This window comes from Pseudomonas sp. H3_C08, from assembly GCF_054669455.1.
The window spans coordinates 1,370,553-1,394,531 of sequence record NZ_CP162803.1 but is presented as its reverse complement, the minus strand read 5'-3'; the positions used below and the strand labels follow the sequence as shown (position 1 = coordinate 1,394,531).

The following is a 23,979-nucleotide window of genomic DNA, read 5'->3' as shown; positions in this document are numbered from 1 at the left end:
CCCAGTGCGGGCCTTGTCTATTGCGGTGTGGTATTACTTCAGGCCTGACGATTATTGGGTAAGGGAAATCCAATGCTGCGAATACTGGGTAAAGCCTCATCGATCAACGTGCGCAAAGTCCTGTGGACTTGCGCTGAATTGCAGATTCCCTTCGAGCGTGAAGACTGGGGTTCGGGATTCAGATCGACGCACGATACGCAGTTTCTCGCGCTCAATCCCTGTGCCATGGTGCCGGTGATTCAGGACGGCGATTTCACGTTGTGGGAATCGAACACGATCATTCGTTATCTGGTGTCGAGCTACAACGGTTCGCACCTCTACCCGACTGACGCGCAAACACGGGCGCGGATTGATCAGTGGATCGACTGGCAAGCGTCGGAGCTGAATCGCTCGTGGTCGTACGCCTTTCTGTCGCTGGTGCGACAGTCGCCTGAGCATCGGGACAGCGCCGCACTGGCGGTCGGGATTGAGCAATGGTCGAAGAACATGGCCATCCTCGACCGGCAACTGGAGAAGACCGGCGCCTACGTCAGCGGCGAACAGTTTTCCCTGGCGGACATTCCCATCGGGCTGTCGGTGAACCGCTGGTTCGAAACCCCACTGGCTCACCCGGATTTTGCCGCTGTGAAAGCCTATTACGAACGTTTGAGCCAGCGCCCAGACTACTTACTGCACGGTCGCAATGGCACGCCGTGATCGCGGTTATTTGCTTTTGAACGCCTCACGCCGCGCCTGCCGTTCGGCGGCGTAGGCTGCTTGTGGCTGGCTGACCAAATCTTGCCGACGCAACGGTTCACCGCAGTGCTCGCACAGCGGCCCGAGACCGGCGCTGTGGTTGCAGTTTTTGTGGGTCATGTTCACCGCCAGCCCCTCCTCCGGTGATTTGCACCAAGTCTCTCCCCACGCACGCAACGCGATGATCACCGGATAGAACGCCTCGCCCTTCGCGGTGAGGTGGTATTCGTAGCGTTTCGGCCGTTCGTTGTACAACCGGCGCTCGACCAGCCCATCCGCTTCCAGACTTTTCAGACGCGCGGCGACCATTTGCGGCGTGCCGCCGGTCTGCGCCTGAATCTCGTCATAGCGATGATTGGCCATGAACAACTCGCGCAAAACCAGCACGGTCCAGCGGTCGCCGACGATCGTCTCGGCCCGGGAAATCGGGCACAGCGTGTCGGGAAGGCTATCGTTTACTGCCATCAGGGCTTGCCTCTTTTACAGTTACTATGATTATCATATCCACACGATGCCGGGACAAGCCCTGTGCACCGATAATCCCATTGCCGGAGCAAGCAGCCATGTCGAATATCCCCTATCCGCTGGACAGAACCGCCTACCTGTTGGTCGATCCGTACAACGATTTTCTCTCGGAGGGTGGCAAGATTTTCCCTTTGATCAAACCCATGGCCGAGCAGAACGGCCTGCTCGACAACCTGCGCAAACTCGACCGCACGGTGCGCGACCTGAACATTCCGGTGGTCATCGTACCCCATCATCGCTGGGAAAAAGGCGACTACGAAACCTGGGACCACCCGACCCCGACCCAATGCAAAATCATGCACATGCATCATTTTGCCCGGGGCGAATGGGGCGGCGAATGGCACCCGGATTTTGCGCCGAAGGACGGCGACATCGTGGTTCAAGAACACTGGGGTTCCAGTGGTTTCGCCAACACCGACCTGGATTTTCGCCTGAAGCAGCAAGGCATCACCCACGTAATCATCGTCGGCCTGCTGGCCAACACCTGCATCGAAGCCACCGCGCGCTATGCCTCGGAACTGGGCTACCACGTCACCCTGGTCCGCGATGCAACAGCGGCCTTCAAAGCGGAAATGATGCACGCCGCCCACGAACTCAACGGCCCGACATTCGCTCACGTGATTGCCAGCACCGACGAACTGATTGCCAACCTCAAATCCCAAGGTGAATCGAAATGAGCCTGACCGGCCATTTGCTGATCGGCGCGGCGGATGTCGCCGCCACCGAAGGCACGATGAAAGCGCTGAACCCGGCCACCGATCAACGGATAGAACCGGACTTCGCTTTCGGCGGCGCGGCACAGGTTGATCAGGCTGCAACACTCGCCGATGCCGCGTTCGACCACTACAGCCACACCTCGCTGGCCGAGCGTGCCGCGTTTCTCGAGAGCATCGCTGACAACCTCGATGAGGTGCGCAGCGAACTGGCGGCACGCGCGGCACTCGAAACCGGGCTGCCCGAAGCTCAGCTTGAGGGCGAAGCTTTGAGAGCCGCGATCCAGTTCCGCCAGTTCGCCGATGTGGTGCGCCGGGGCCGCTTTCTACAACTGGCGATCGACCCGGCACAACCCCAGCGTCAGCCGCGTCCACGGATGGATCATCGCTTGCAAAAAATCGCCATCGGCCCGGTGGCGATTTTCGGCGCGAGCAACTTCCCGATTTCCTACTCGGTGGCGGGTGGCGATACCGCGTCAGCATTGGCGGCCGGCGCTACCGTGATTCTCAAGGCGCACAACGCCCACCCCGGCGCCTCGGAAATCCAGGCGCGAGCCATTCGTAAAGCCGTGCAGGCGCATGGCTTGCCCGAAGGGGTTTTCTCAATGGTGCGTGGCGGCGGCAATGCCATCGGCGAAGCGCTGGTCGATCATCCGTTGATCAAAACCGTGACCTTCACCGGCTCCGAACCGGGTGGCATGGCGCTCTATCGCCGTGCGCAATTGCGCCCCGAGCCGATCCCGGTGTTCACCGAAATGACCAGCGTCAACCCGACCTTCATCCTGCCCGAGGCGCTGGCGGCTCGCGGCGCCGAAATCGGCGACGGCTTTATCGAGCGCATGCTGGTCAACGTCGGGCAGGCCTGTTTGTGTCCGTCGATCCTGATCGCCATCCGTGGTGCGGGGTTTGAAGAGCTGCGCAACGCCATGCGCAATCGGGTCAGCGAGGCATCGGCGCGGACAATGCTGACGCCGGGCATTCATGGTGCCTACGTCGAGGGTCTGATTGCGATGGAAGGTACCGGCGCGCAGGTGATAGCGGCAGGCACGCCGGCCGATGCCACATTCGCTGGACGCGCTGTGTTGCTGGAAGTCGAGGGCCACCAATTACTCAGCGAGCCGGCATTGGCTCATGAGGTGTTTGGTCCATCGGCGCTCCTGGTTGCTGTCAACGATGAAGCCGAGCTGCTGGCAGTCGCCCGTTCGTTCAAGGGACAGCTCAGCGCGGCGATTCACCTTGAAGGTGGCGATCTGGGATTGGCGCGGCGCCTGCTGCCGATTCTTGAACGCCGCACCGGACGCATCGTGGTCAACGCCTTCGCCCACCCACAGGAAGTGACCTTTGCTACGGTGCACGGCGGCCCTTTTCCGGCTACATCGGACAGCCGCTTCACTTCGGTCGGCATGACTTCGATTGAGCGCTTCTTGCGACCCGTGGCTTATCAGGGGTTTCCGGATGAGTTGTTGCCAGAGGTGTTGCGCGAGAGTAATCCGCTGAATCTGCCGCGCAGCATCGACGGGCAATAACGGCAACCCAGTGCGCGGCAGACGCGATCATGCATCTGCACGCACCACCCCGCGCTCTTCCAGCAAGCGCACAAACATGCTCAGACTGCGCGATACCGTGCCCCGCCGCCATACCAGCCACGTGGTCAGATAGCGAAAATCCGCCGCCAATGGCCAGACGCTGACGGTCGCGCTGCCGGGCATGCTCTGCAGCATTTTGCGCGGCATCAGCGCCAGCCCGGCGCCTGCACTGACGCAGGCGAGCATGCCGTGATAGGACTCCATTTCGAAAATCTTGCCCGGTACGGCGGCGTCGGTGCTGAACCATTTTTCAAAGTGGTGACGGTAGGAACAGTTGGAACGGAAGGCATAAATATTCTCGCCGTTGACATCCGCCGCGCGCTTGACGGGCGCGTGGTTGAGCGGCGCGATGATGACCATTTCTTCCTCGAATGCCGGCACACCTTCCAGCGTCGGATGCAGCACCGGGCCGTCGACAAACGCTGCAGCCAGACGCCCGGACAGCACGCCGTCGATCATCGTGCCCGAGGGGCCGGTCGAAAGGTCGAGATCGACCTTGGGGTGCAACTGGTTGTACGCCGCCAGCAACTCGGGAATGCGCACCGCTGCCGTGCTTTCCAGCGACCCCAGCGGAAACGCGCCTTGCGGTTCCTCCCCCGCCACCGTTGCCCGGGCCTCTTGCACCAGATCGAGAATCCGTCGCGCGTATTCAAGAAAACTCCACCCGGCCGGCGACAGGCGCAAACGGCTTTTCTCACGGATAAACAGATCAACGCCCAGATCCTGCTCAAGCTGCTTGATCCGCGTGGTCAGGTTCGACGGCACGCGATGAATCTGCGTGGCGGCGGCGCTGATGCTGCCGTGCTCGGCAACGGCTTTGAAGATTTCCAGCTGCACCAGATCCACAGTCATTCTCCAATCGTGAAAGAAACGATCTTTATTATTCAGTTTCCAGAAAACAAACACCACCCTACTCTAGGCCCATCCGACGAACATGCAGGACGATGCCATGAGCCAGATTTCCAGCCAGACCCACGCCATCTCGATCAACCCCGCCACCGGCGAGCAGATCGGTCACTACGCGTTTGAATCCGCCACTGCCCTTGACGCTGCGCTGACCCGCGCCGCCTATGGCTTTGGCAAGTGGAAGCGCAAGCCGCTGCAAGATCGCTCGCGCTTGTTGAGCGCCCTGGCCGGTGCGTTGCGTGAAACCAGCGAAGCCATGGCCACGATGATCACCCAGGAAATGGGCAAGCCGATTGCTCAGGCCCGTGGTGAAATCGAGAAATGCGCCAAGCTCTGCGAGTGGTACGCCGAGAATGGCCCGGCCATGCTTGACGCTGAACCGACCCAGGTTGAAGGCGGCAAGGCGCGCATCGAATACCGTCCGCTCGGCCCGATCCTCGCGGTAATGCCGTGGAACTTCCCGATCTGGCAAGTGCTGCGCGGTGCCGTGCCGGCGCTGATCGCCGGCAACACTTACGTGCTCAAACATGCGCCGAACGTGATGGGCAGCGCCTATCTGCTGCGCGACGCCTTCACCCGCGCAGGTTTCGCCGATGGCGTGTTTGAAGTGATCAACGTCACCCCGGAAGGCGTTTCCACTGCCATCGCCGACTCGCGTATCGCCGCCGTGACCCTGACCGGCAGCGTGCGTGCCGGCATGGCCATCGGCGCTCAGGCCGGTGCCGCGCTGAAGAAATGCGTGCTGGAACTCGGCGGTTCCGATCCGTTTATCGTGCTCAACGACGCCGATCTGGATGAAGCCGTGCAAGCCGCTGTGATCGGTCGCTATCAGAACTCCGGTCAGGTCTGCGCAGCGGCCAAACGATTGATCATCGAAGCAGGCGTGGTTGAAGAGTTCACCCGCAAGTTCGTCGAGGCCACGCGCAAGTTGAAGGTCGGTGATCCGCTGTCTGCCGAGACCTACATCGGCCCGATGGCACGTTTCGACCTGCGTGATGAACTCGACCAGCAAGTGCGCGACACCCTTGAAGAAGGCGCAACGCTGTTGCTCGGCGGCGGCAAGTCTGAAGGACCGGGCAACTACTACGAGCCGACCGTGCTGGCCGATGTCACCGACCGCATGACTTCGTTCAAACAGGAACTGTTCGGCCCGGTCGCCTCGATCATCACCGCTCGCGATTGCGCGCATGCCGTGGCCTTGGCCAACGACAGCGAATTCGGCCTGACCGCAACCATTTACACCGCCAACGTCGCACTGGCCCAGCAACTGACCAGCGAACTGGACACCGGCGGCGTGTTCATCAACGGCTACTCCGCCAGCGACCCGCGCGTGACGTTTGGTGGTGTGAAGAAGAGCGGTTTCGGACGTGAACTGTCGCACTTCGGCGTGCGCGAGTTCTGTAACGCACAGACCGTGTGGCTGGATCGTAAATAATCCAGACACCGGAAAACCCTGTAGCGAGCCTACTCGCGATGAGGCCGGCCCAGTCAACATCTCCATTGTCTGACTCACCGCTTTCGCGAGCAGGTTCGCTCCCACAGGGATTCGCAGACAGATTGAAAATAGCTGGCTTGGCACAATCCAAAGTGGGAGCGAGCTTGCTCGCGAAGAGGCAATATCAGTCAACACATCCGTTGCTGACTCACCGCTTTCGCGAGCAGGCTCGCTCCCACATTGGGTTTATGCAGCAGCCTGTTGTGGCTCGGCGACGCTGCGATCTTTGCTCAACAACCCCAGCACCACCGCCGCCGATGCGAGGGTGATCACCGTCAGGATGTGCAGCAGATACTGAAACGCCGCCGCATAACCTTGCACCAAACGTTCATTGGCCAGACCTGGCACGGTGTTGATCGCATGCGCCATATCGCCGGTGGTCACCCGGTGCGCGGTCTCGGCGATCAGCGACGCCTCAGCGCTGCCTGTCACTGCGTGCAGGGCACTCGACAGATCAGCGTGCAGCAATGACGCCAGCACTGCCGCGACAATCGCCAAGGCGATCCCCTCACCCGCCACCCGCACGGTGCTGAAGATACCCGCCGCCATGCCGGCGCGCTCTTTCGGCACGACACTGACCGACAAACCATCCATCAGCCCCCACGGCAAACCGGCGCCAATACCGATCAGCAACATCGGCACCACCAGCGCAAATTTCGCGTCACCGACGTTGAACAAACTCAGCCAATGCAGGCCCACAGCGGCAATCAGGAAACCGGCACCGGACAAGATACCGGCGGAAACGAAGCGCGCCAGCGACGCGGCCAGCATCGGCACCACCAGCATCGGCGCCGACAACGCCAGTAACAGCAAACCGGCGTCGATCTCGCTCAGCCCCTCAACGCCGATGAAGCGCAGCGGCAACATCACCACCAGCACGATGTAGCAGAAACAGGTGCCGATCGGCAGCATCTGCACGCCGATGAATCGCGGATAACGAAACAGCGTCAGATCCAGCATCGGCCGTTCGACACGCATCTCGACGATCACGAAGGCTGCCAGCAGCACCGCCGAAGCGCCCAGCAAACCGAGCACAAGTGGACTGTCCCAACCACTGTCCGGCGCCTGGATCAGGCCAAACGTAAACAGCGCCAGCATTGCGCTGAACAGCAGCGTGCCCGGCCAGTCCAGCCCTTTGGCGTGCGGATCGCGGGTTTCACGCATGCGCGGCACACCGAAAACCAGCGCGATGATTCCAATCAACGCAGTAAAGACAAAAATCGCCCGCCAATTGAATGCCTCGATCAACGCGCCGGCCACCAGCGGACCGAAAGCCAGACCAATGCCGAACGTAGTGCCGAGCACGCTGTACGCTCGAGTCCGGGCATGCCCTTCAAACTCTTGCGCCAGCGCCGCCGAGCCGCTGGCCAGCGCCGCCGCCCCCGCCACACCTTGTACAGCGCGCAATACATCCAGCCAGAACACCGAAGGCGCCAGACTCTGCGCAAACGACGCGGCGGTAAACAGCAACATGCCGAAGGTGAACAGGCGTTTGCGTCCATACACATCAGCCAACGCGCCGGCGGCCATCAGCAAACTGCCGAACGACAACATGAACGCATTGGTGATCCAGGTCAGCGCCACCGGGCTGCCGCCCAGGTCCCGGCCGATGGCCGGTGTCGCCACCGCACCGCCAGTAAAACTTAACGGCAGGACCAGTGCCGAGAGGCACACGGCCGCGAGTATGAGCAACTTGTCGCGCGCTCCGTGCGACTGAGTCATAGAGATCATCGTTCCATCCTTTGAGAAATCACAAAGCTGCGTTGCGCAGCGAACAAGGCACGAAATACACAGAATAATCCACCGAAGTTTGCGCACGAAAAAGATGAGAGCGAGCAACCTCGCTCTCACAGCTCCGGCGCTCAGTTGGCGAAATCGGTAGACAGTGCCAGCTCATTCCACTCGGCCAGTTCTTGCGCCACCAACCGATTCTTCGCCTCGATCCGCGCCACCGTGTCACTGCCCAGCGCCAGGCGCAGCGGCGGATTCGGTGCATTGACCAGCGCCAGCATCGCCTCGGCCAACTTCAACGGATCACCCGGTTGCGCATGGTTGGCCGCCTCGGCGAACGCACGCATCTTGCCAACGGTTTCGTCATAGTCCGCCAGCTCAAGCCGGGTTTTGATCAGCGACTGTTCATCAAGGAAATCCGTGCGGAAGAAGCCCGGCTCGACCACCGTGGCTTGAATGCCCAGCGGCGCAAGTTCCTGATGCAACGCCTCGGTAATGCCCTCGACGGCAAATTTGGTCGAGCCGTAAACCCCCCAGCCCATATAAGCCTGGTAGCCGCCGATCGACGAGATGTTGATCACCCGGCCACTGCGTTGCGCCCGCATAGGCGGCAACACCGCGCGGGTGACGTTGAGCAGGCCGAACACGTTGGTGGCGAACAGGCGCTCGGTCTCGCTGGCACTGGTTTCTTCCACCGCGCCGAGTACGCCAAACCCGGCGTTGTTGATCAGCACATCGATACGGCCAAAACGCTTGATGCCTTCGGCAACCGCTTGGTGCGCTTCGTCTTCACGGGTGACGTCGAGACGCACCGCCAGCAGGTTCGGTTGCTCGCCGAGACGGTCAGTGATGTCTTGCGGGTTACGTGCGGTGGCGATCACCGCGTCGCCGGCACGCAGGGCGCGTTCTGCAATGAAGCTACCAAAACCACGGGAAGCGCCAGTAATGAACCAAGTACGCATATCAACCCCTCCTGTCTGCGACCCTAGCGGTGGTGCCGGGGTCTTCTTGATGAGTTGAAGCGACTTTAAGGCCATGTTACTGATGCGATAATCCCAACAATTTTGCATGACTTTGTGAAAGGCATTCACAGATGAAAACCCCTTCAGCGGCAGATCTTTCGGTATTTCTCTGCACCGCTCAGCAGTTGAATTTCAGCAAAGCGGCAATCGAGCTAGGCCTGACGCCGTCCGCGTTAAGCCATTCGGTAAAGGCACTAGAGAATCGTCTTGGCGTGCGCCTGTTCAATCGCACCACCCGCAGCGTGGCATTGACCGAGGCTGGCGAGCGTCTGTATGCGCGGCTGAGACCGGCGTTTCGCGACATCGACGATGCTTTGGAAGACCTCAACCATTTCCGCGATAAACCCTCGGGCAACCTGCGCATCACCTGCGGGCGGCAAGCCTGCGAACTGGTGTTGCTGCCGATTGCCAGCGAGTTTTTGCTGGCCTATCCGGACATCCGCCTGGAAGTGGTGGAAAGCGATGCACTGCTGGATATCGTCGCCAACGGTTTTGATGCCGGCGTGCGCTTCGGCAATCGTCTGGAAGCCGACATGGTGTCGCTGCCGATCGGCCCGACAATGCGTTCGGTGGTGGTCGGATCGCCAGCCTTTTTGCACGCCACGCGGCACCGCAAAAGCCTGAGGACCTGCACGGACTGCCGTGCATCCGCCACCGCTTTCCCAGCGGCTCGATGTACCGCTGGGAACTCGAACGCGGCGGCATCGCCCAGGAAATCGAAGTCAACGGCCCGTTGACCCTCGGCGATGTCAGCCTGATGGTCGGGCCCGCGCTGCAAGGGCTGGGCCTGGCCTATGTGTTCGAAGACATGGTCAGCGAACACCTGGCCAGCGGGCGTCTGCTGCAAGTGCTGGGAGACTGGTGCCCGTTCTATCCGGGCCTGCACCTGTACTACCCGAGCCGGCGTCATGTGCCAGCACCGCTCAAAGCGTTTATCGACTTTGTGCGCAACCGGCGTTAGGCGTTTACAGATACTTCAGCCAAGCGATATCACGGCGACGAGCCTTCAACGCAGAGAACCAGCGCACGGCCGGGAACAGCGCAATCGCCAGAATGACTGCGGCCAGCCAGATTGCCGAGACGGACGAAAAACCGAAATAGCTACCCTGATTCAGCCCGAACAAAGCCACGCCAATCAGGTACAAAACCTTCAACGCGTACAGATGCAGCAGATAGAAAAACATCGGCGCCGAACCGAACACAGTCAGCCAGCGAATCCAGCGACGATCCTGCAAGCGCTCGAAGGCCAGCAGCAGCAACAGCCCGGCGCCCACGGTCAGCGCGATAAACAACAACGACGGCGGGTACTTGGTGATGTTGAAAAAACTCATCAGGGTTTGCACCGACGAGTCACCCACGGCCCATGGTTTTTCGCCATAGCCGTTGATCAGCCGCAACCCGACAAAACCGAGCAGTCCGGCGCTACCCGCGATCAGCAGCTGCCACTGACGCAAACCCGCTTCAACGCCGCGAGCAAACCACGGCCCCAGCGCATAACCCAGGCCGATCACACCGATCCACGGCAGTAACGGATAGGAGGTGCGCAGGCGCAGATTTTCACTGACTTCGATCCAGCCACGATCATGCAAAATCGCCCACGGCACATGCAGCGCCGACTCCACCGGGAAATGCACCGCGTCGAGCAGGTTGTGTCCGGCGATGATCGTCAGGCTCAACGTCAGCAACAGCCAGCGCGGCAGCCACACCAGCAGCGACAGGGCGATCATGCTCAAGCCGATCGCCCAGATCACTTGCAGATAAATCACACTCGGTGGCAGTTGGAAGGTCCACGCGAAGTTCACCAGCGTGAACTCCAGCACCACCAGAAACAGACCGCGTTTGAACAGAAACGCACTGACATCGGCCTTGCCTGCGTACTTTTCGCCGAACAACCACGCCGACAATCCCGTCAGCAGCACGAACACTGGCGCACACAGATGCGCCAGCGTGCGACTGAAAAACAACGCCGGTTCAGTGCTGGCAATGTCCATCGGGTCGGCGACCTGGCGGTGCAGCAAAAAAGTTTCGCGCACGTGGTCCAGCAGCATGAACAGAATGACCAGGCCTCTGAGGGCGTCAATGGACAGCAGCCGGCCAGTGGGCGAGGCAGAACGGGGGAGCGCAATTGTCATGAGCGTTTCGCAATCGAAGGGTTAACAGCGGGCGCCGACAAGGACGACCCTGAAAATTTTGCGTTACCTTATAACACTAAAAAGCAAAATCCAAAGCCCAATCGATAGCAATTCTCAGAAAACCGCAGCCGATCACACCGTCCAGGTTGCCCAATAGCCTCAGGCTTCTATAGTGATCAGGTCCCCCTGCCCTTGCGGCCTGTTGTCGAGCGTTGTCCATGGTCAACACCGAACACCTGATCATTTGCGAGCACTGCGACTGCGTGTACGAAAAAGCCGTGCTGGCCAAACACCAGAAAACCTCGTGCGTGCGTTGTGGCGGCGTGCTCCAGCGCTTCAACGGTTTGACCGTCGAACAGCGCCTGGCCCTGACCTTCACGGCGGCGATGCTGTGGCTGTTTGCCAATTTCTATCCGGTGATGAGCATCAGCCTCAAAGGCCTGAAAAACAGTGCGACGCTGTGGGATTCGGTGCTGGCGCTGAGTCAGGGGCCGATCACCTTCATAGCGATGGTTGCGGCGATTTCGATCATTATTGCCCCGGCATTTCAACTGGTCCTGCTGACCTGGGTGCTTAGCTTCGCGCTGTCATCGCGACGCGCACCGGGGTTCAAGTTGTGCATGCGCTGGCTGGAAACCCTGCGGCCGTGGAGCATGCTCGAAGTGTGCCTGCTGGGGGCGATGGTCGCGGTGTTCAAACTGGCGGGATTGCTCGACGTGTTGCCCGGCATCGGCCTGTTCGCATTGGCCGTGCTGAGTTTGATGATGATCAGGATTGCCGGCCGCGATATCCGCGACCTATGGGATATTCCATGAACCGACCCGCGACTGCCAGCGAACTCAATCTGTGCCTGTGCCACAGCTGTGGCCTGGCCTGCGACATGACCGACGAGCCGCATGAATGCCCGCGCTGCGATGCGCCGCTGCACCGGCGCAAGACCAACTCCCTGACGCGCACCTGGGCCTATATGCTCGCGGCGCTGGCGTTTTACGTGCCGGCCAATCTGCTGCCGGTGATGAACACCACCATGCTTGGCAGCGGGTCTGACAGCACGATCATGAGCGGCGTGCTGGAGTTCTGGCAGCATGGCGCGTGGGACATCGCACTGATCATCTTCATCGCCAGTATCGCCGTGCCGGGCGTCAAGTTCGTCGCCCTGTCGCTGTTGTTGATCACTGTGCAACGCGACAGTGGCTGGGCACGCCGGGAGCGCTCGAAAATGTTCCGCTTCGTCGAGCTGATCGGCTACTGGTCAATGCTTGATGTACTGGTGGTCGCACTGGTCGCAGCGTTGGTGAAGTTCCAGACACTGGGCGATATCGAACCGCGACCGGGCATCCTGTTCTTCGGCATGGTCGTGGTGCTGACCATGCTCTCGGCAATGAGCTTCGACCCCCGGCTGATCTGGGACAACGCTCCGGACGATGAACCACTCAGCGACGCAGAGCCGTCAGCAACACCTGCAACGGATGGCGCAGTGCCTGATCCGACTGGCGCTTGACCTGACTGCGGCAGGAATACCCCGTGGCCAACGCTTCACCCTGCTCTGCCGGCGCCGCCACCTGACGGGCCCACGACTGCTCGTAGATCAACGCTGAGGTTTCGCGGTTGCGCGCTTCGTGGCCGTAGGTCCCGGACATGCCGCAGCAACCGGTGGCTTGCGTGGCCAGTTTTAACCCTGCGCGCTCGAACACCTGTTCCCACTGCCGAGTCGCGGCCGGGGCGTTGGTTTTCTCGGTGCAATGGGCGAGCAGTCGGAACGAGGCGGTTTTATCCTGCGCCGCCTGCTCTGGCATGACCTTGAGCAACCATTCCTGCACCAGCGCCACCTCCGGGCATTGCTCCATGCCCGGGACTTTCAGGTATTCCTGGCGATACACCAGCGTCATCGCCGGATCGAGGCCCAGCAACGGCACACCGATGTCCGCCAATTCGCGCAACTGCCGGGCATTGCGCAGCGCCGCGCGGTTGAACGCCGAGAGGAAGCCTTGCACATGCAATGGCTTGCCGTTGGCGCTGAACGGCGCGAGATACACCTGATAACCCAGACGCGAAATCAGCTCGACCAGATCAGCCAACAGCGGCGCTTCGAAGTAGCGCGTGAAGGCATCCTGCACGATGACCACACTGCGCTCGCGTTGCGCCGGGGTCAGCGCCGACAAGGTCGACACCGTCGCTGGCTGCACCTGCCAACGGCGCATCGCCGCATGAAAATCAAAGCGACTGAGCAACGGCACATCGATCATGCCGCCGACGCGTTCCAGCAGCCCGCGAACCCATGCAGCGCCCATCAACCCGTTATACAGCGCCGGAATCCGCGCCATGCACGGGATGCTATATTCCAGCGAGGCGATCAGGTAATCCCGCGCCGGGCGCAGATAACGGCTGTGATACAGCTCGAGAAAGCGCGAGCGAAACTCCGGCACATTGACCTTGACCGGGCACTGCCCTGCACAGGATTTGCACGCCAGGCAACCGGCCATGGCGTCGTAGACTTCGTGGGAGAAGTCTTCGGCCTGCGCACGGCTGTTGCGCCAGCGCTGCCACAACGTGCTGAAAAACGCCGGCTTGCGAATCGCCTCGGACAACACATCGACACCCGCCTCGCCCTGCAAACGCAGCCACTCGCGGATCAACGAGGCGCGACCCTTGGGCGATTGCGCACGCTCACGGGTGGCTTTCCACGACGGGCACATGGCGTCATCAGGGTCGAAGTTGTAGCAGGCGCCGTTGCCGTTGCAGTGCATCGCGGCGCCGTAGCTTTGCCAAACCTTCTCGTCGATCTGCCGATCGAGTTCTCCGCGCAAAGTGACTTCATCGATTTTCAGCAGCGCCGCGTCGGTGTTGGCCGGCGTGGCGATTTTGCCTGGGTTGAACTGGTTGAACGGGTCGAACGCGGCTTTCAAGGCTTGCAGCGCCGGGTACAGTTCACCGAAGAAGGCCGGCGCATATTCCGAGCGCAAGCCTTTGCCGTGCTCGCCCCACAGAAGGCCACCGTAACGCTGGGTCAGCGCGGCGACACCATCGGACACCGGACGCACCAGCGCCGCTTGCTGCGGGTCTTTCATGTCGAGGATCGGCCGCACGTGCAGCACGCCTGCATCGACGTGACCGAACATGCCGTATTGCAAACCGTGGCTGTCGAGCAGGTCGCGCAATTCAGCGATGTACTCGGCCAAGTGCTGCGGCGGTACCGCGGTGTCTTCCACAAACGGCTGCGGCCGCGCTTCACCGGCAACGTTGCCGAGCAAACCTACTGCACGTTTGCGCATGCCATAGACTTTGTTCACCGCTGCGTGTCCGACCGCCAGCGTGTGGCCCAAACGCTCGACAGTGCGGTCGCTGCTCAAGTGCTCGACAAACGCCTCGACCCGGTGCTGCAAATCCTCCGGATCGTCGCCGCAGAACTCCACCAGATTGATCCCCAGCGTAGGGCGCTCGGTGCTTTCCGGGAAATACTCGGCGACGCCGTGCCAGACGATGTCCTGCATCGCCAGCAGCAAGACTTTCGAGTCAACGGTTTCGATCGACAAGGGTTTGAGCGCCATCAAGGCGCGGGCGTCGCGCAGTGCGTCCATGAACCCGGCGTAGCGGATGTTCACCAGCATCGTGTGTTTGGGAATCGGCAGTACGTTCAGCCGCGCTTCGACGACAAATCCCAGCGAGCCTTCGGCACCGCACAGCACGCTGTTGAGGTTGAAGCGATTGTCCGCCTCACGCAGGTGCGCCAGGTCATAACCGGTCAGGCAACGGTTGAGATCGGGGAAACGCTGTTTGATCAGCTCGCCCTGCTCATCAATGATCTGCCGGGCGCAACGGTAGACTTCACCGACGCGATCTTCGCGGGCGCACAGGGCTTCGAGTTCGCTTTCCGCAAGAGGCTGCCCGTGCAGACGCTCACCGCCGCGCAAGATCATGTCGAGTTCGAGCACATGGTCGCGGGTCTTGCCATAGGTGCAACTGCCCTGACCACTGGCATCGGTGTTGATCATGCCGCCGACGGTGGCGCGGTTGGAGGTCGACAATTCCGGGGCGAAAAACAGCCCGGCGGATTTCAGCGCGGCGTTGAGCTGATCCTTGACCACCCCGGCCTGCACCCGCACCCAGCGCTCTTCAACGTTGATCTCCAGAATGCGGTTCATGTGCCGCGACAGGTCGACGACGATGCCGTCCGTCAGTGATTGGCCGTTGGTGCCGGTGCCGCCACCGCGCGGGGTGATCACCACTTGTTGATAGGCCGGCTCGGCGATCAGCCGCGCCACCCGTGCCACGTCATCAGCGTCCAGCGGAAACACCGCCGCTTGCGGCAGGCGCTGATAGATCGAGTTGTCGGTCGCCAGCACGACACGGCTGACGTAATCGGCGCTGATTTCACCGCGAAAGCCGCTGGCTTTCAGGGCTTTGAGGAACTGCTGGTAATCGCTGGTCAGGGCTTTGGCGGGGGACAGCTGGGCAATCATCGGTCGGTTATCTCGGTCAAATCGGGCCGCGTGGCGGTGAACAGTTGTACGCAACGAATGATTGCGTCAGGCTCCGCCATCTCATGGTGTCCATGTTCATTGCTGGCGAACGCCGGGACAACCGTAAATTCGACCCGCTATTGATGACTTTTACGAATGAATCCGCGCACGCTCACGCCTTCCATGTCGTTATTGCTGGCTTTCGAGGCCGCCGCACGCCACGAAAGCTACACCCGCGCTGCTCATGAACTGTCGCTGACGCAGAGTGCGGTCAGCCGTCAGGTGCAGATTCTCGAGAAAATGCTCGGCATGCGCCTGTTCACGCGCGAAGGCCGGCAAGTGGTGCTGACCGATGTCGGACGGATGTATCAACGCGAACTCGCCGAAGCGCTCGGGCAGATTCGCAGCGCGACGTTGCAGGCCATGGCGTTTGGTTCGGGCATTCACAGCTTGCGCCTGGCAACGCTGCCGACCTTCGGTTCGAAGTGGCTATTGCCGCGACTCAAGGATTTCTACACCGCGCACCCGGGCATGACCGTGCATTTGCATTCCCGGATCGAAGCGATCGACTTCGATACCAGCGAAATCGATGCGGCAATCTGTGTCGGCGGTGGTGACTGGCCGGGGCTGACCGCCCTGCCCCTGCACACGGAAGAATTGGTGGTGATTGCCAGTGCGCAGCTGTCCGACGCCGAGCGCGACGACGCCGAACAACACATCGCCGGGCAACTGCTGCTCAATGTCAGCAGCAATGCCCAGGCGTGGGCGGAGTGGTTCAGCCATCAAGGTCTGCCGCACCGCAGCATGCGTATCGGGCCGAGCTTTGAAATGACTTCGCACTTGATTCAGGCAGTGCGGGCCAATATTGGCGTGGGGTTGGTGCCGCGGATTCTGGTTGAGGATGAGTTGTTGAAGGGTGAGTTGCTGCAGCTGGGTGAGGCGATTACCAGTCGCCGCAGCTATTACCTGGTGTATCCGCCACGAAATGAGAATTTGCCGTCGTTGAAAGCGTTTCGGGATTGGCTGGTGCATACACTCTGAAGGAATGAGTCGCCCCCTTCGCGAGCAAGCTCGCTCCCACAAAGGATTTGTGAACGCCACAGATCAAATGTGGGAGCGAGCTTGCTCGCGAAGAGGCCAGCGAGCACGACATCAAAATCTCGGCTTTACCGCCCTCCAGTCCGGCTTGTAGCGCTGCATCTGCCGCACATCATCGCGCTGACGAATCCCGCACGTCAGGTACTGATCATGCAGCTTGCCCAACTGATCCCGGTCCAGCTCCAGCCCAAGCCCCGGCGCGCGGGTGATCTTCACGCAACCATCGACAATCGGCAGTTTGCCACCCTTGATCACCTCCTCATCCGGCTCCTGCCACGGGTAATGGGTGTCGCAGGCGTAATCCAGATTCGGCACCGCCGCCGCGACATGCGCCATCGCCATCAGGCTGATACCCAGGTGTGAATTGGAATGCATCGACACACCGAGACCGAACACATCGCACATCTTCGCCAGCGTCTGCGTGTCGCGCAGGCCACCCCAGTAATGGTGATCGGCAAGCACGATCTGCACACTGTTCTGCGCAACGCTGCGACGGAACTCGTCGAAATCGGTGACCACCATATTGGTCGCCAGCGGCAGACCGGTGCGCTTGTGCAGTTCGGCCATGCCGTCGAGGCCCGGGGTCGGGTCTTCGTAATACTGCAAATCATCGCCGAGCAACTCGGCCATGCGAATCGAGGTTTCCAGCGACCAGTTGCCGTTCGGATCGATGCGCAACGGGTAACCGGGAAAAGCCTTTTTCAACGCTTTGATGCACGCCACCTCATGCTCCGGCGGCAAGGTGCCGGCCTTGAGCTTGATGCTCTTGAAACCGTACGCCTCGATCATCCGCGCGGCTTGCGCGACGATCTGCTGCTCGCTGAGCGCCTCGCCCCAATTGTCCGGTTTGTACGGCGAATCGACATGCTGCGCATACTTGAAGAACAGGTAGGCGCTGAACGGCACCTCTTCACGAATCGCGCCGCCGAGCAGATCCACCAGCGGCACATTGAGGTAATGCGCCTGCAAATCGAGGAACGCCACTTCGAACGCCGAATAGGCATTGCTCACTGCTTTACTGGCGTGGGAACCGGGCGCCAGTTCGGCACCAGCAATGCTTGCAGGTTTGTTCGCGGCAACGGTGGCCTGCACGATCGCGCGCAACTGGTTGAGGTTGAACGGGTCGAGGCCGATCAACTGCGCCTGCAACTGCTGCTGGATCGCCAGCGCCGGGGCATCGCCATAGCTTTCGCCGAGGCCGATGTAGCCGTTATCGCTTTCGATCTCGATGATCGAGCGCAGGGCAAAGGGTTCGTGGATGCCGCTGGCATTGAGCAGCGGCGGATCACGAAAGGCAATCGGGGTCACGGTGACACGAGTGATTTTCAAGATAACGCTCCTGACAGATCAACAATCAATTCAATGGTTCGCGGCCGGTCTGGCCGTCGCGACAACGGCGGTCTCGTCATGGGGCTTTGCCGGAGTTTTACCCTTGGCACCCGGGGCCGTGCGAGCAAAGAAGATCACCACTGCAGCGACCAGTGACGTCGCCGCCAGGCCATAAAGACCGCCCTCGATGGAGCCGGTGGTTTCTTCGAGGATGCCGAACGCCGTCGGTGCAACGAAGCCGCCGAGGTTGCCGATGGAGTTGATCAGGGCGATCACCGCAGCGGCGATACGCGCATCCAGATAGCTTTGCGGAATTGGCCAGAACAGTGCCGAAGCAGCCTTGAAGCCAATGGCCGCAAAGCAGATCGCGACGAAGGCGAAGATCGGCCCGCCGGTGGTCGACATGAACATGCCGATCGCCGCGATCACCAGCGTCAGCGCGACCCAGGCCTGCTGGAATTTCCACTTGCCGGCCATCGCCGCGAAACCATACATAGCAACAATCGAAATGATCCACGGAATCGAATTGAGCAGGCCGACCTGGAAGTCACCGAGGTTGCCCATCTTCTTGATCATGCTCGGCAGCCAGAACGTCGCGCCGTAAATGGTCAGGGCAATGGAGAAGTAGATGAAACAGAACAGCGCAATCTGCCGATCCGCCAACAGCTTGAACATCGACGGTTTGGCCACTTGCACCGCCTCACGAGCGCGCTGCTCTTCGGCAATTGCCGCCACCAGCGCTTCGCGTTCCTCTTCGCTCAGCCACTTGGCCTGACGCGGATGCGATTGCAGCCAGAACCAGACAAATGCGCAGAGCACCACCGATGCGGCACCCTCGATCAGGAACATCCACTGCCAGCCATGCAAACCCAGGCCACTGATATGCAGCAACGCACCGGACACCGGGCCGGAGATCACCGAGGCAATCGCCGAACCGCTGAGAAACACCGCCATGGTCTTGCCGCGCTCGGAGGCTGGCAGCCATTGGGTGAAGTAATAAATGATCCCCGGAAAGAACCCTGCCTCCGCCGCACCGAGAATAAAGCGCAGCACATAGAAACTGGTTTCACCTCTAACGAACGCCATGGCCATGGCGGCCGCGCCCCAGGTGAACATGATCCGCGTCAGCCAGACCCGTGCGCCGTAACGTTGCAGCAGCATGTTGGACGGCACTTCGAACAGCGCGTAGCCAACGAAGAACAAACCGGCACCGAGGCCGTAAGCCGCCGCACCGATGCCGAGGTCGGTTTCCATGTGACTGCGCACAAAACCGATGTTGACCCGATCGATGTAGTTGACGATGAACATCACCACGAACAGCGGCAGCACGTGGCGCTTGACCTTGGCGGCGGCACGGGCAAGCACCGTGACGTCCAGCGGACTCTGGAGGGTTTTCAAGGGGCGACTCCCGATCTTGTTTTTTTAGGGATGGCGTAAAGCGATGGGCCGATCATGGACGGCGATCATTGATCCCGTCTAATCTAACTTGGCATTCGATTGATACCCGGATTAGATCAATGTTCGAACTGACTCAACTGCGCTGCTTCACCACCGTCGCCACCGAACTCAACTTTCGCCGCGCCGCTGAGAGACTGAACATGACCCAGCCGCCACTGAGCCGGCAGATTCAGTTGCTTGAGCATCACCTCGGCGTCGAACTGTTTACCCGCAGCACTCGCAGCGTCGCGCTAACGGCTGCCGGTCGGGCGTTCTTCGTCGAAGCACAGAACCTGCTGGAGCGCGCACAGCAAGCAGCCGTCACTGCCCGACGGTTCGCAGAGGGCGACATCGGTACGGTGAACATCAGTTTTGTCGGCAGCGCGGTGTATGAATTTCTGCCTAAGGTGATTGCCGAGGCGCGCCTGAAACAACCGCAGGTGAAAATCGATCTGTCGGAGATGAACACTTACCAGCAACACGAAGCCCTGCGCGCACGACGCATCGATTTGGGCATCGCCCGTGCGCCGCTATTGGAGCCTGGCTACGCGACTGAATGCCTGGTGCGCGAACCGTTTGTACTGGCGGTGCCGAGCGGACACCCATTGGCGTCGGCGGCTGAAGTGGCGGTCAGTGATCTGGATAAACAACCGTTCCTGATGTACTCCCATGCCGCGTATCCGCCATTCAACGAATTGCTCACCGGAATGCTGCGCTCGGCTCGGGTTGCGCCGGATTATGTGCAGTGGCTGGGCTCATCGTTGACGATTCTGGCACTGGTGAATGCCGGGATGGGCCTGGCGCTGGTACCGCGCTGCGCTACCAGTGTGGTGTTCAGGAATGTGGTGTTCCGCGACATTGATCTGGGTGAAGGCGTGCAGAGCGAGCTGCATCTGATCTGGCGCGAGAACAACGACAACCCGGCGTTTGCGATGTTGCTGGAAGCGATTCGCCGGGCGGTGGCTGAGGGTTGGGGCTAAGGAAATACTAGCTCTTCAGCGGTGGTGGAGCGCTCGGTGCTCTAGGCTGCGCATTTGCCACTGGCTTGCCATCTTTCGTGTAACGACGCGCTACCCATTCCGGCATTGGTTGCGGTGCTCTGGCTGTCATAAAGAAACCTCCGATTTCGGGCCGAATTCGACCCACTTGACCTTGCCGGAATCTATCAGCAAAAACTCAGCGCCAAAAGGCACTTCTGCCCCTTCGGCATCCAGCCAACAGGGATTCTGCATCACGAACTGGCCACTGCTGGATTCCGGTGGCCACTCCACGGGCCAGCCAAAAACGCGCCTTTCATCGTTCAAATGTAGCGTGACCAGACGATGATGTTGGGCAAAAACGCTGAACCATTCGCTGGGGTAGGAAGTTTGTTTCGTGACATTTCGACTGCGTAACCAGCCATGCAATTTGTCATTCGTGGCCAGGTAGCAGGAAAGCAACCCGAGCGTCACCGACACAACGAATGCCCAAATTGTTTCGGCCTTGGCATCCCAACGTCCTACAGAAAAGCCTTTCGAGCCTACCCACAAACACATCGCCCCAATCCCCAAAACCGCTCCCTGAATCACAAATGTAAAAATCAGCGCCTGGACAATCTGCCCGAACGTATCGGGTCGTTTGAATGCCGTCAGCGAATAAAAAATCCACGCCGACAAAAAACCGGGAATCAGGTACTGCAACAGCGGAATGACTTCTTTGACCAGATCATCCATGATCCGAGGCTCCTTGAAAGACCGGCCGATCTGACTATCGACCGCCCCTCAAAAGCCTAGTGCACACGGCTGAAAACCCTCACGCGCAACTGTCACCACTCATTACGCATCCTGCAAAATCAGATCCGCGCCCTTCTCCGCCACCATCAACACCGCCGCGTGAGTATTGCCCGATGTCACGTTCGGAAAGATCGACGCATCAACAATCCGCAGCCCTTGGAAACCGTGCACCTTCAGCCGCTTGTCGACCACCGACGTCTGCTCGTCAGCGCCCATCGCGCACGAACCGCAGAGGTGATAGATCGAGCCACAGTTATCGCGGAAGTACTGCAACATCTGTTCGTCTGTTTCTACCGCCGGCCCAGGCAAAACCTCGTCAACGGTAATGGCCTTTAGCGCCGGCGCATTCATGATCTTGCGCATCAGGCGACTGCCTTGTATCACCTCGTCGATATCCTTTTGCGTGCTCAGGTAATTCGGATCGATCAGCGCCGCATCCCGGGGATTTTTCGAGGCGATTTCGATATACCCACGGCTGGTCGGCCGGCACGGATTGAAGCACAGCAGAAAGCCGGAATACGGCTCAGGCTTGAGGCTGGCCTTGTTGTTTTTCGGGATCTGGTACGACAGCGGGTTGAAATACAGCTGCAGGTTCGGGTGATTCTGCTGCGCGTCGCCACGGAAGAAACCACCGGCCTGATTGACGCTCATGGCCAAGGCGCCCTTGCGCGTCAGCAGGTATTTCACGCCGAGTTTGAACTGACCGAACAGCGAACTCAGTTCATCGTTGAGCGTCGGGATATTGGCCTTGTAGTAATAGCTGGCGCACAGGTGATCCTGCAGGTTCTGCCCGACTGCCGGCAGGTGTTTGACCAAGGGAATCTGATGTTTGGCCAGAAGCTCACGATCCGCCACGCCGGACAGTTGCAGGATCTTCGGTGTGTCGACGGCACCTGCACACAAGATCACTTCCTTGCGTGCAGTAAAGGTTCGTACCACGCCATGCTGAGTAATCGAGATCCCGGTCGCCTGTTGTTGCGCGTCATCAAACAACACCCGATCCACCAGCGCGAAGTGCTCGACCGTCAGGTTCGGCCGCTTCAGTGCTGGATGCAGATGCGCGAAGCTGCTGGAGCAGCGCTGACCGTTCTTGGTGTTGACGTCGTAGAGACCCGCCCCTTCGAACTTCGCTCCGTTGAAATCTTCACTGCGCGGATAGCCGAGTTCCGAGCAGCCCTCAAGAAACACATCGCAGATCGGATGGGTCTGGCCCTTCATCGGCGTAATACTGATCGGGCCGCTGCCACCGTGATATTCGCTGTCACCCAGTGGATGATTTTCCAGTTTGCGGAAGTACGGCAACACGTCCTTGAAGCCCCAGCCGTCGTTGCCATTGGCGGCCCAATCATCAAAATCATGAGCCTGGCCGCGCACGTAGATCATCGCGTTGATCGAGCCGGAGCCGCCCTGCACCTTGCCGCGCGGTGCGTAGATTTCGCGGTTGCTCAGTTGTTTCTGTGGCTGGCTGTAATACATCCAGTTGAAGGTCGGGTTGTAATACATTTTGGCGAAGCCGACCGGAATCTTGAACCACAGGGAACTGTCCTTGCCGCCCGCTTCCAGCAACAGCACGGTGTGTTTGCCCGAGGCCGAAAGCCGGTTGGCCAGCACGCAGCCAGCGGCGCCGGCGCCAGCGATGATGTAGTCGTATGTCATGCACGGTTACCGCGTAAGTCGTTGTACAAAATTCGCCGCCCTTGTGGGAGCGAGCTTGCTCGCGAAGACTGCCTGTCAGCTCGCATTTTCATTGCCTGACACCCCGTCGGTTCGCGAGCGAGCTCACGCCCACAGGGGACTGGCCTGGCAATCAAAGCCTGTGTCAGCCGCGAGCTGGTGAGCTGTCTTTCACGTCCACCGGGGTCGGCGCCATCTGCAGGTGCAAACGCTCGCCGGTGTACGGCGAATGCTTGCGCACCACGTCCATGTTCAGCTCAACCCCCAGGCCCGGCTCGGTGGACGGAATGATGTAGCCGTCCTCCCACTGCAACGGTTTGGTCAGCACTTGCGCGTGGAAGCCACCCCACGTCTCGATGCTTTCCTGAATCAGGAAATTCGGCGTACAGGTCGCCAACTGGAAACTCGCCGCCGCGCCAATCGGCCCGTTGTACAAGTGCGGGGCGATTTGCGCGTAGTAGGCTTCGGCCATGCTGGCGATCTTCTTGGCTTCGAGCAGACCGCCGCAGCGCGCCACGTTCATCTGCAGAATCGACGCGCCGCCAGCCTGCAACAGCTTGAAGAATTCGTACTTGGTGGTCAGGCGCTCGCCAGTGGCGATCGGGATGCTGGTCTTCGCCGCGACCTGCGCCATGGCCTCTTCCTGTCCCGGCGGCACAGGCTCTTCGAACCACAGCGGGTCGTATTTCTCCAGACGCTTGGCCAGGCGGATTGCCGACGAGGGCACCATCTGCCCGTGGGTACCGAAGAGCAGGTCGCACTTGTCGCCGACTGCTTCGCGAATCTTGCGGCAGAAGGTTTCGCATCGCTCCAGCACTTCCAGCGAAATCTGGTGCCCGGAGTACGCGGTGTAAGGGCCGGCCGGATCAAACTTCACGGCGGTGAAGCCCGTGTTCATGTTCTCTATCGCGCACTCGGCGGCCAGATCCGGGTCGTCGTAGTCGTACTCGCCACGGCTGTTGATGGGGTACAGGTAGGTGTAGGAACGCAGACGTTCATTGACCTTGCCGCCGAGCAACTCGTAAACCGGTTTGTTCGCGGCTTTGCCGATGATGTCCCAGCAGGCCATCTCCAGACCGCTGACCACGCCCATCATGGTCAGATCGGGACGCTGGGTGAATCCGCTGGAATACGCCTGGCGAAAGAAGCGCTCGATGTGGTGCGGATCGTGATTGAGCAGGTAGCGTTCGAACACGTCCTCAATGATCGGCAACATGGCTTTCGGGCCGAAGGTCGCGGCGTAGATCTCGCCGACACCTTCAATGCCACAGTCGGTCTTCAGCTTGACGAACAGCCAGTACATGCCGCCGATGTGCGGTGGCGGTACGGCAACGATATGGGTTTCAAGGGCGATGATTTTCATC

At 60.3% G+C, this 23,979-nt stretch carries 19 protein-coding genes and 1 pseudogene; 9 read left to right on the top strand and 11 right to left on the bottom strand.

Annotated features, from left to right (window positions below):
- The first annotated feature begins 72 nt into the window (after positions 1 to 72).
- Positions 73 to 696: a glutathione S-transferase family protein gene (locus AB4N74_RS06530; RefSeq protein WP_257358260.1), complete on the top strand. Its 624-nt coding sequence runs from the start codon at positions 73 to 75 to the stop codon at positions 694 to 696.
- Positions 697 to 702: 6 nt separating this feature from the next.
- On the opposite strand, the gene AB4N74_RS06525 is transcribed toward AB4N74_RS06530, so the two are convergent.
- Positions 703 to 1,200, bottom strand: a complete 498-nt coding sequence (locus AB4N74_RS06525) for a winged helix-turn-helix transcriptional regulator (RefSeq protein ID WP_093437509.1) — start codon at positions 1,198 to 1,200, stop codon at positions 703 to 705.
- Positions 1,201 to 1,298: 98 nt separating this feature from the next.
- Between AB4N74_RS06525 and AB4N74_RS06520 the strand changes: the two genes are divergently transcribed.
- Positions 1,299 to 1,937 carry a cysteine hydrolase family protein gene (locus AB4N74_RS06520; protein WP_093437504.1) on the top strand — a complete coding sequence of 213 codons (639 nt, stop codon included), beginning with the start codon at positions 1,299 to 1,301 and terminating at the stop codon, positions 1,935 to 1,937.
- On the top strand, positions 1,934 to 3,499 hold the full coding sequence (locus AB4N74_RS06515; protein ID WP_460098792.1) for an aldehyde dehydrogenase (NADP(+)): 1,566 nt from the start codon (positions 1,934 to 1,936) through the stop codon (positions 3,497 to 3,499). The genes AB4N74_RS06520 and AB4N74_RS06515 overlap by 4 nt, the downstream gene beginning before the upstream one ends.
- A gap of 27 nt (positions 3,500 to 3,526) precedes the next feature.
- On the opposite strand, the gene ptrR is transcribed toward AB4N74_RS06515, so the two are convergent.
- The gene (ptrR, locus tag AB4N74_RS06510) at positions 3,527 to 4,405 is read right to left on the bottom strand and encodes a putrescine utilization regulator PtrR (protein ID WP_093437993.1); all 879 of its coding nucleotides are present in this window, start codon (positions 4,403 to 4,405) and stop codon (positions 3,527 to 3,529) included.
- A gap of 103 nt (positions 4,406 to 4,508) precedes the next feature.
- Here ptrR and AB4N74_RS06505 point away from each other — a divergent pair, with 103 nt between their 5' ends.
- Positions 4,509 to 5,900 (top strand): aldehyde dehydrogenase family protein, encoded by a 1,392-nt coding sequence (locus AB4N74_RS06505; protein ID WP_320337052.1) that lies wholly within the window; start codon positions 4,509 to 4,511, stop codon positions 5,898 to 5,900.
- A gap of 246 nt (positions 5,901 to 6,146) precedes the next feature.
- On the opposite strand, the gene AB4N74_RS06500 is transcribed toward AB4N74_RS06505, so the two are convergent.
- The gene (locus AB4N74_RS06500; RefSeq protein WP_460098789.1) at positions 6,147 to 7,691 is read right to left on the bottom strand and encodes an MFS transporter; all 1,545 of its coding nucleotides are present in this window, start codon (positions 7,689 to 7,691) and stop codon (positions 6,147 to 6,149) included.
- A 131-nt stretch (positions 7,692 to 7,822) separates the two neighbouring features.
- Positions 7,823 to 8,653 carry an oxidoreductase gene (locus AB4N74_RS06495; RefSeq protein WP_460098786.1) on the bottom strand — a complete coding sequence of 277 codons (831 nt, stop codon included), beginning with the start codon at positions 8,651 to 8,653 and terminating at the stop codon, positions 7,823 to 7,825.
- A 131-nt stretch (positions 8,654 to 8,784) separates the two neighbouring features.
- Between AB4N74_RS06495 and AB4N74_RS06490 the strand changes: the two are divergent.
- A pseudogene (locus tag AB4N74_RS06490) lies at positions 8,785 to 9,674 on the top strand (LysR family transcriptional regulator).
- Positions 9,675 to 9,678: 4 nt separating this feature from the next.
- Here the strand turns inward: AB4N74_RS06490 and AB4N74_RS06485 are convergent.
- Positions 9,679 to 10,845, bottom strand: a complete 1,167-nt coding sequence (locus AB4N74_RS06485; RefSeq protein ID WP_460098783.1) for a DUF1624 domain-containing protein — start codon at positions 10,843 to 10,845, stop codon at positions 9,679 to 9,681.
- 218 nt (positions 10,846 to 11,063) lie between these two features.
- Here AB4N74_RS06485 and AB4N74_RS06480 point away from each other — a divergent pair, with 218 nt between their 5' ends.
- Positions 11,064 to 11,660, top strand: a complete 597-nt coding sequence (locus AB4N74_RS06480; protein ID WP_093437478.1) for a paraquat-inducible protein A — start codon at positions 11,064 to 11,066, stop codon at positions 11,658 to 11,660.
- Positions 11,657 to 12,346, top strand: a complete 690-nt coding sequence (locus tag AB4N74_RS06475; RefSeq protein WP_116255449.1) for a paraquat-inducible protein A — start codon at positions 11,657 to 11,659, stop codon at positions 12,344 to 12,346. The genes AB4N74_RS06480 and AB4N74_RS06475 overlap by 4 nt, the downstream gene beginning before the upstream one ends.
- On the opposite strand, the gene ydiJ is transcribed toward AB4N74_RS06475, so the two are convergent.
- Positions 12,279 to 15,305, bottom strand: a complete 3,027-nt coding sequence (ydiJ, locus tag AB4N74_RS06470; protein WP_460098780.1) for a D-2-hydroxyglutarate dehydrogenase YdiJ — start codon at positions 15,303 to 15,305, stop codon at positions 12,279 to 12,281. The two genes, AB4N74_RS06475 and ydiJ, sit on opposite strands and share 68 nt — an antisense overlap.
- Before the next feature lie 156 nt (positions 15,306 to 15,461).
- Here ydiJ and AB4N74_RS06465 point away from each other — a divergent pair, with 156 nt between their 5' ends.
- Positions 15,462 to 16,346 carry a LysR substrate-binding domain-containing protein gene (locus AB4N74_RS06465; RefSeq protein WP_093437464.1) on the top strand — a complete coding sequence of 295 codons (885 nt, stop codon included), beginning with the start codon at positions 15,462 to 15,464 and terminating at the stop codon, positions 16,344 to 16,346.
- A 111-nt stretch (positions 16,347 to 16,457) separates the two neighbouring features.
- Here AB4N74_RS06465 and AB4N74_RS06460 read toward each other — a convergent pair whose 3' ends face one another.
- Both AB4N74_RS06460 and AB4N74_RS06455 read right to left on the bottom strand, forming a co-directional pair.
- A complete protein-coding gene (locus AB4N74_RS06460; RefSeq protein WP_460098777.1) occupies positions 16,458 to 17,732 on the bottom strand; it encodes a glucarate dehydratase family protein in 1,275 nt (424 codons plus the stop codon).
- Between the two features lie 30 nt (positions 17,733 to 17,762).
- Positions 17,763 to 19,130, bottom strand: coding sequence for an MFS transporter (locus tag AB4N74_RS06455; RefSeq protein WP_460098775.1), 1,368 nt, complete (start codon positions 19,128 to 19,130; stop codon positions 17,763 to 17,765).
- Positions 19,131 to 19,249: 119 nt separating this feature from the next.
- On the opposite strand from AB4N74_RS06455, the gene AB4N74_RS06450 reads away from it, so the two are divergent.
- Positions 19,250 to 20,149 carry a LysR family transcriptional regulator gene (locus AB4N74_RS06450; RefSeq protein WP_093437450.1) on the top strand — a complete coding sequence of 300 codons (900 nt, stop codon included), beginning with the start codon at positions 19,250 to 19,252 and terminating at the stop codon, positions 20,147 to 20,149.
- A gap of 126 nt (positions 20,150 to 20,275) precedes the next feature.
- Here AB4N74_RS06450 and AB4N74_RS06445 read toward each other — a convergent pair whose 3' ends face one another.
- From AB4N74_RS06445 to AB4N74_RS06435, 3 genes are all read right to left on the bottom strand, one after another.
- Positions 20,276 to 20,881, bottom strand: a complete 606-nt coding sequence (locus AB4N74_RS06445) for a DUF6338 family protein (RefSeq protein WP_093437445.1) — start codon at positions 20,879 to 20,881, stop codon at positions 20,276 to 20,278.
- 102 nt (positions 20,882 to 20,983) lie between these two features.
- A complete protein-coding gene (locus tag AB4N74_RS06440; RefSeq protein ID WP_460098770.1) occupies positions 20,984 to 22,597 on the bottom strand; it encodes a GMC family oxidoreductase in 1,614 nt (537 codons plus the stop codon).
- A 163-nt stretch (positions 22,598 to 22,760) separates the two neighbouring features.
- The gene (locus AB4N74_RS06435; protein WP_460098767.1) at positions 22,761 to 23,978 is read right to left on the bottom strand and encodes a mandelate racemase/muconate lactonizing enzyme family protein; all 1,218 of its coding nucleotides are present in this window, start codon (positions 23,976 to 23,978) and stop codon (positions 22,761 to 22,763) included.
- Between the last annotated feature and the right edge of the window lies 1 nt (position 23,979).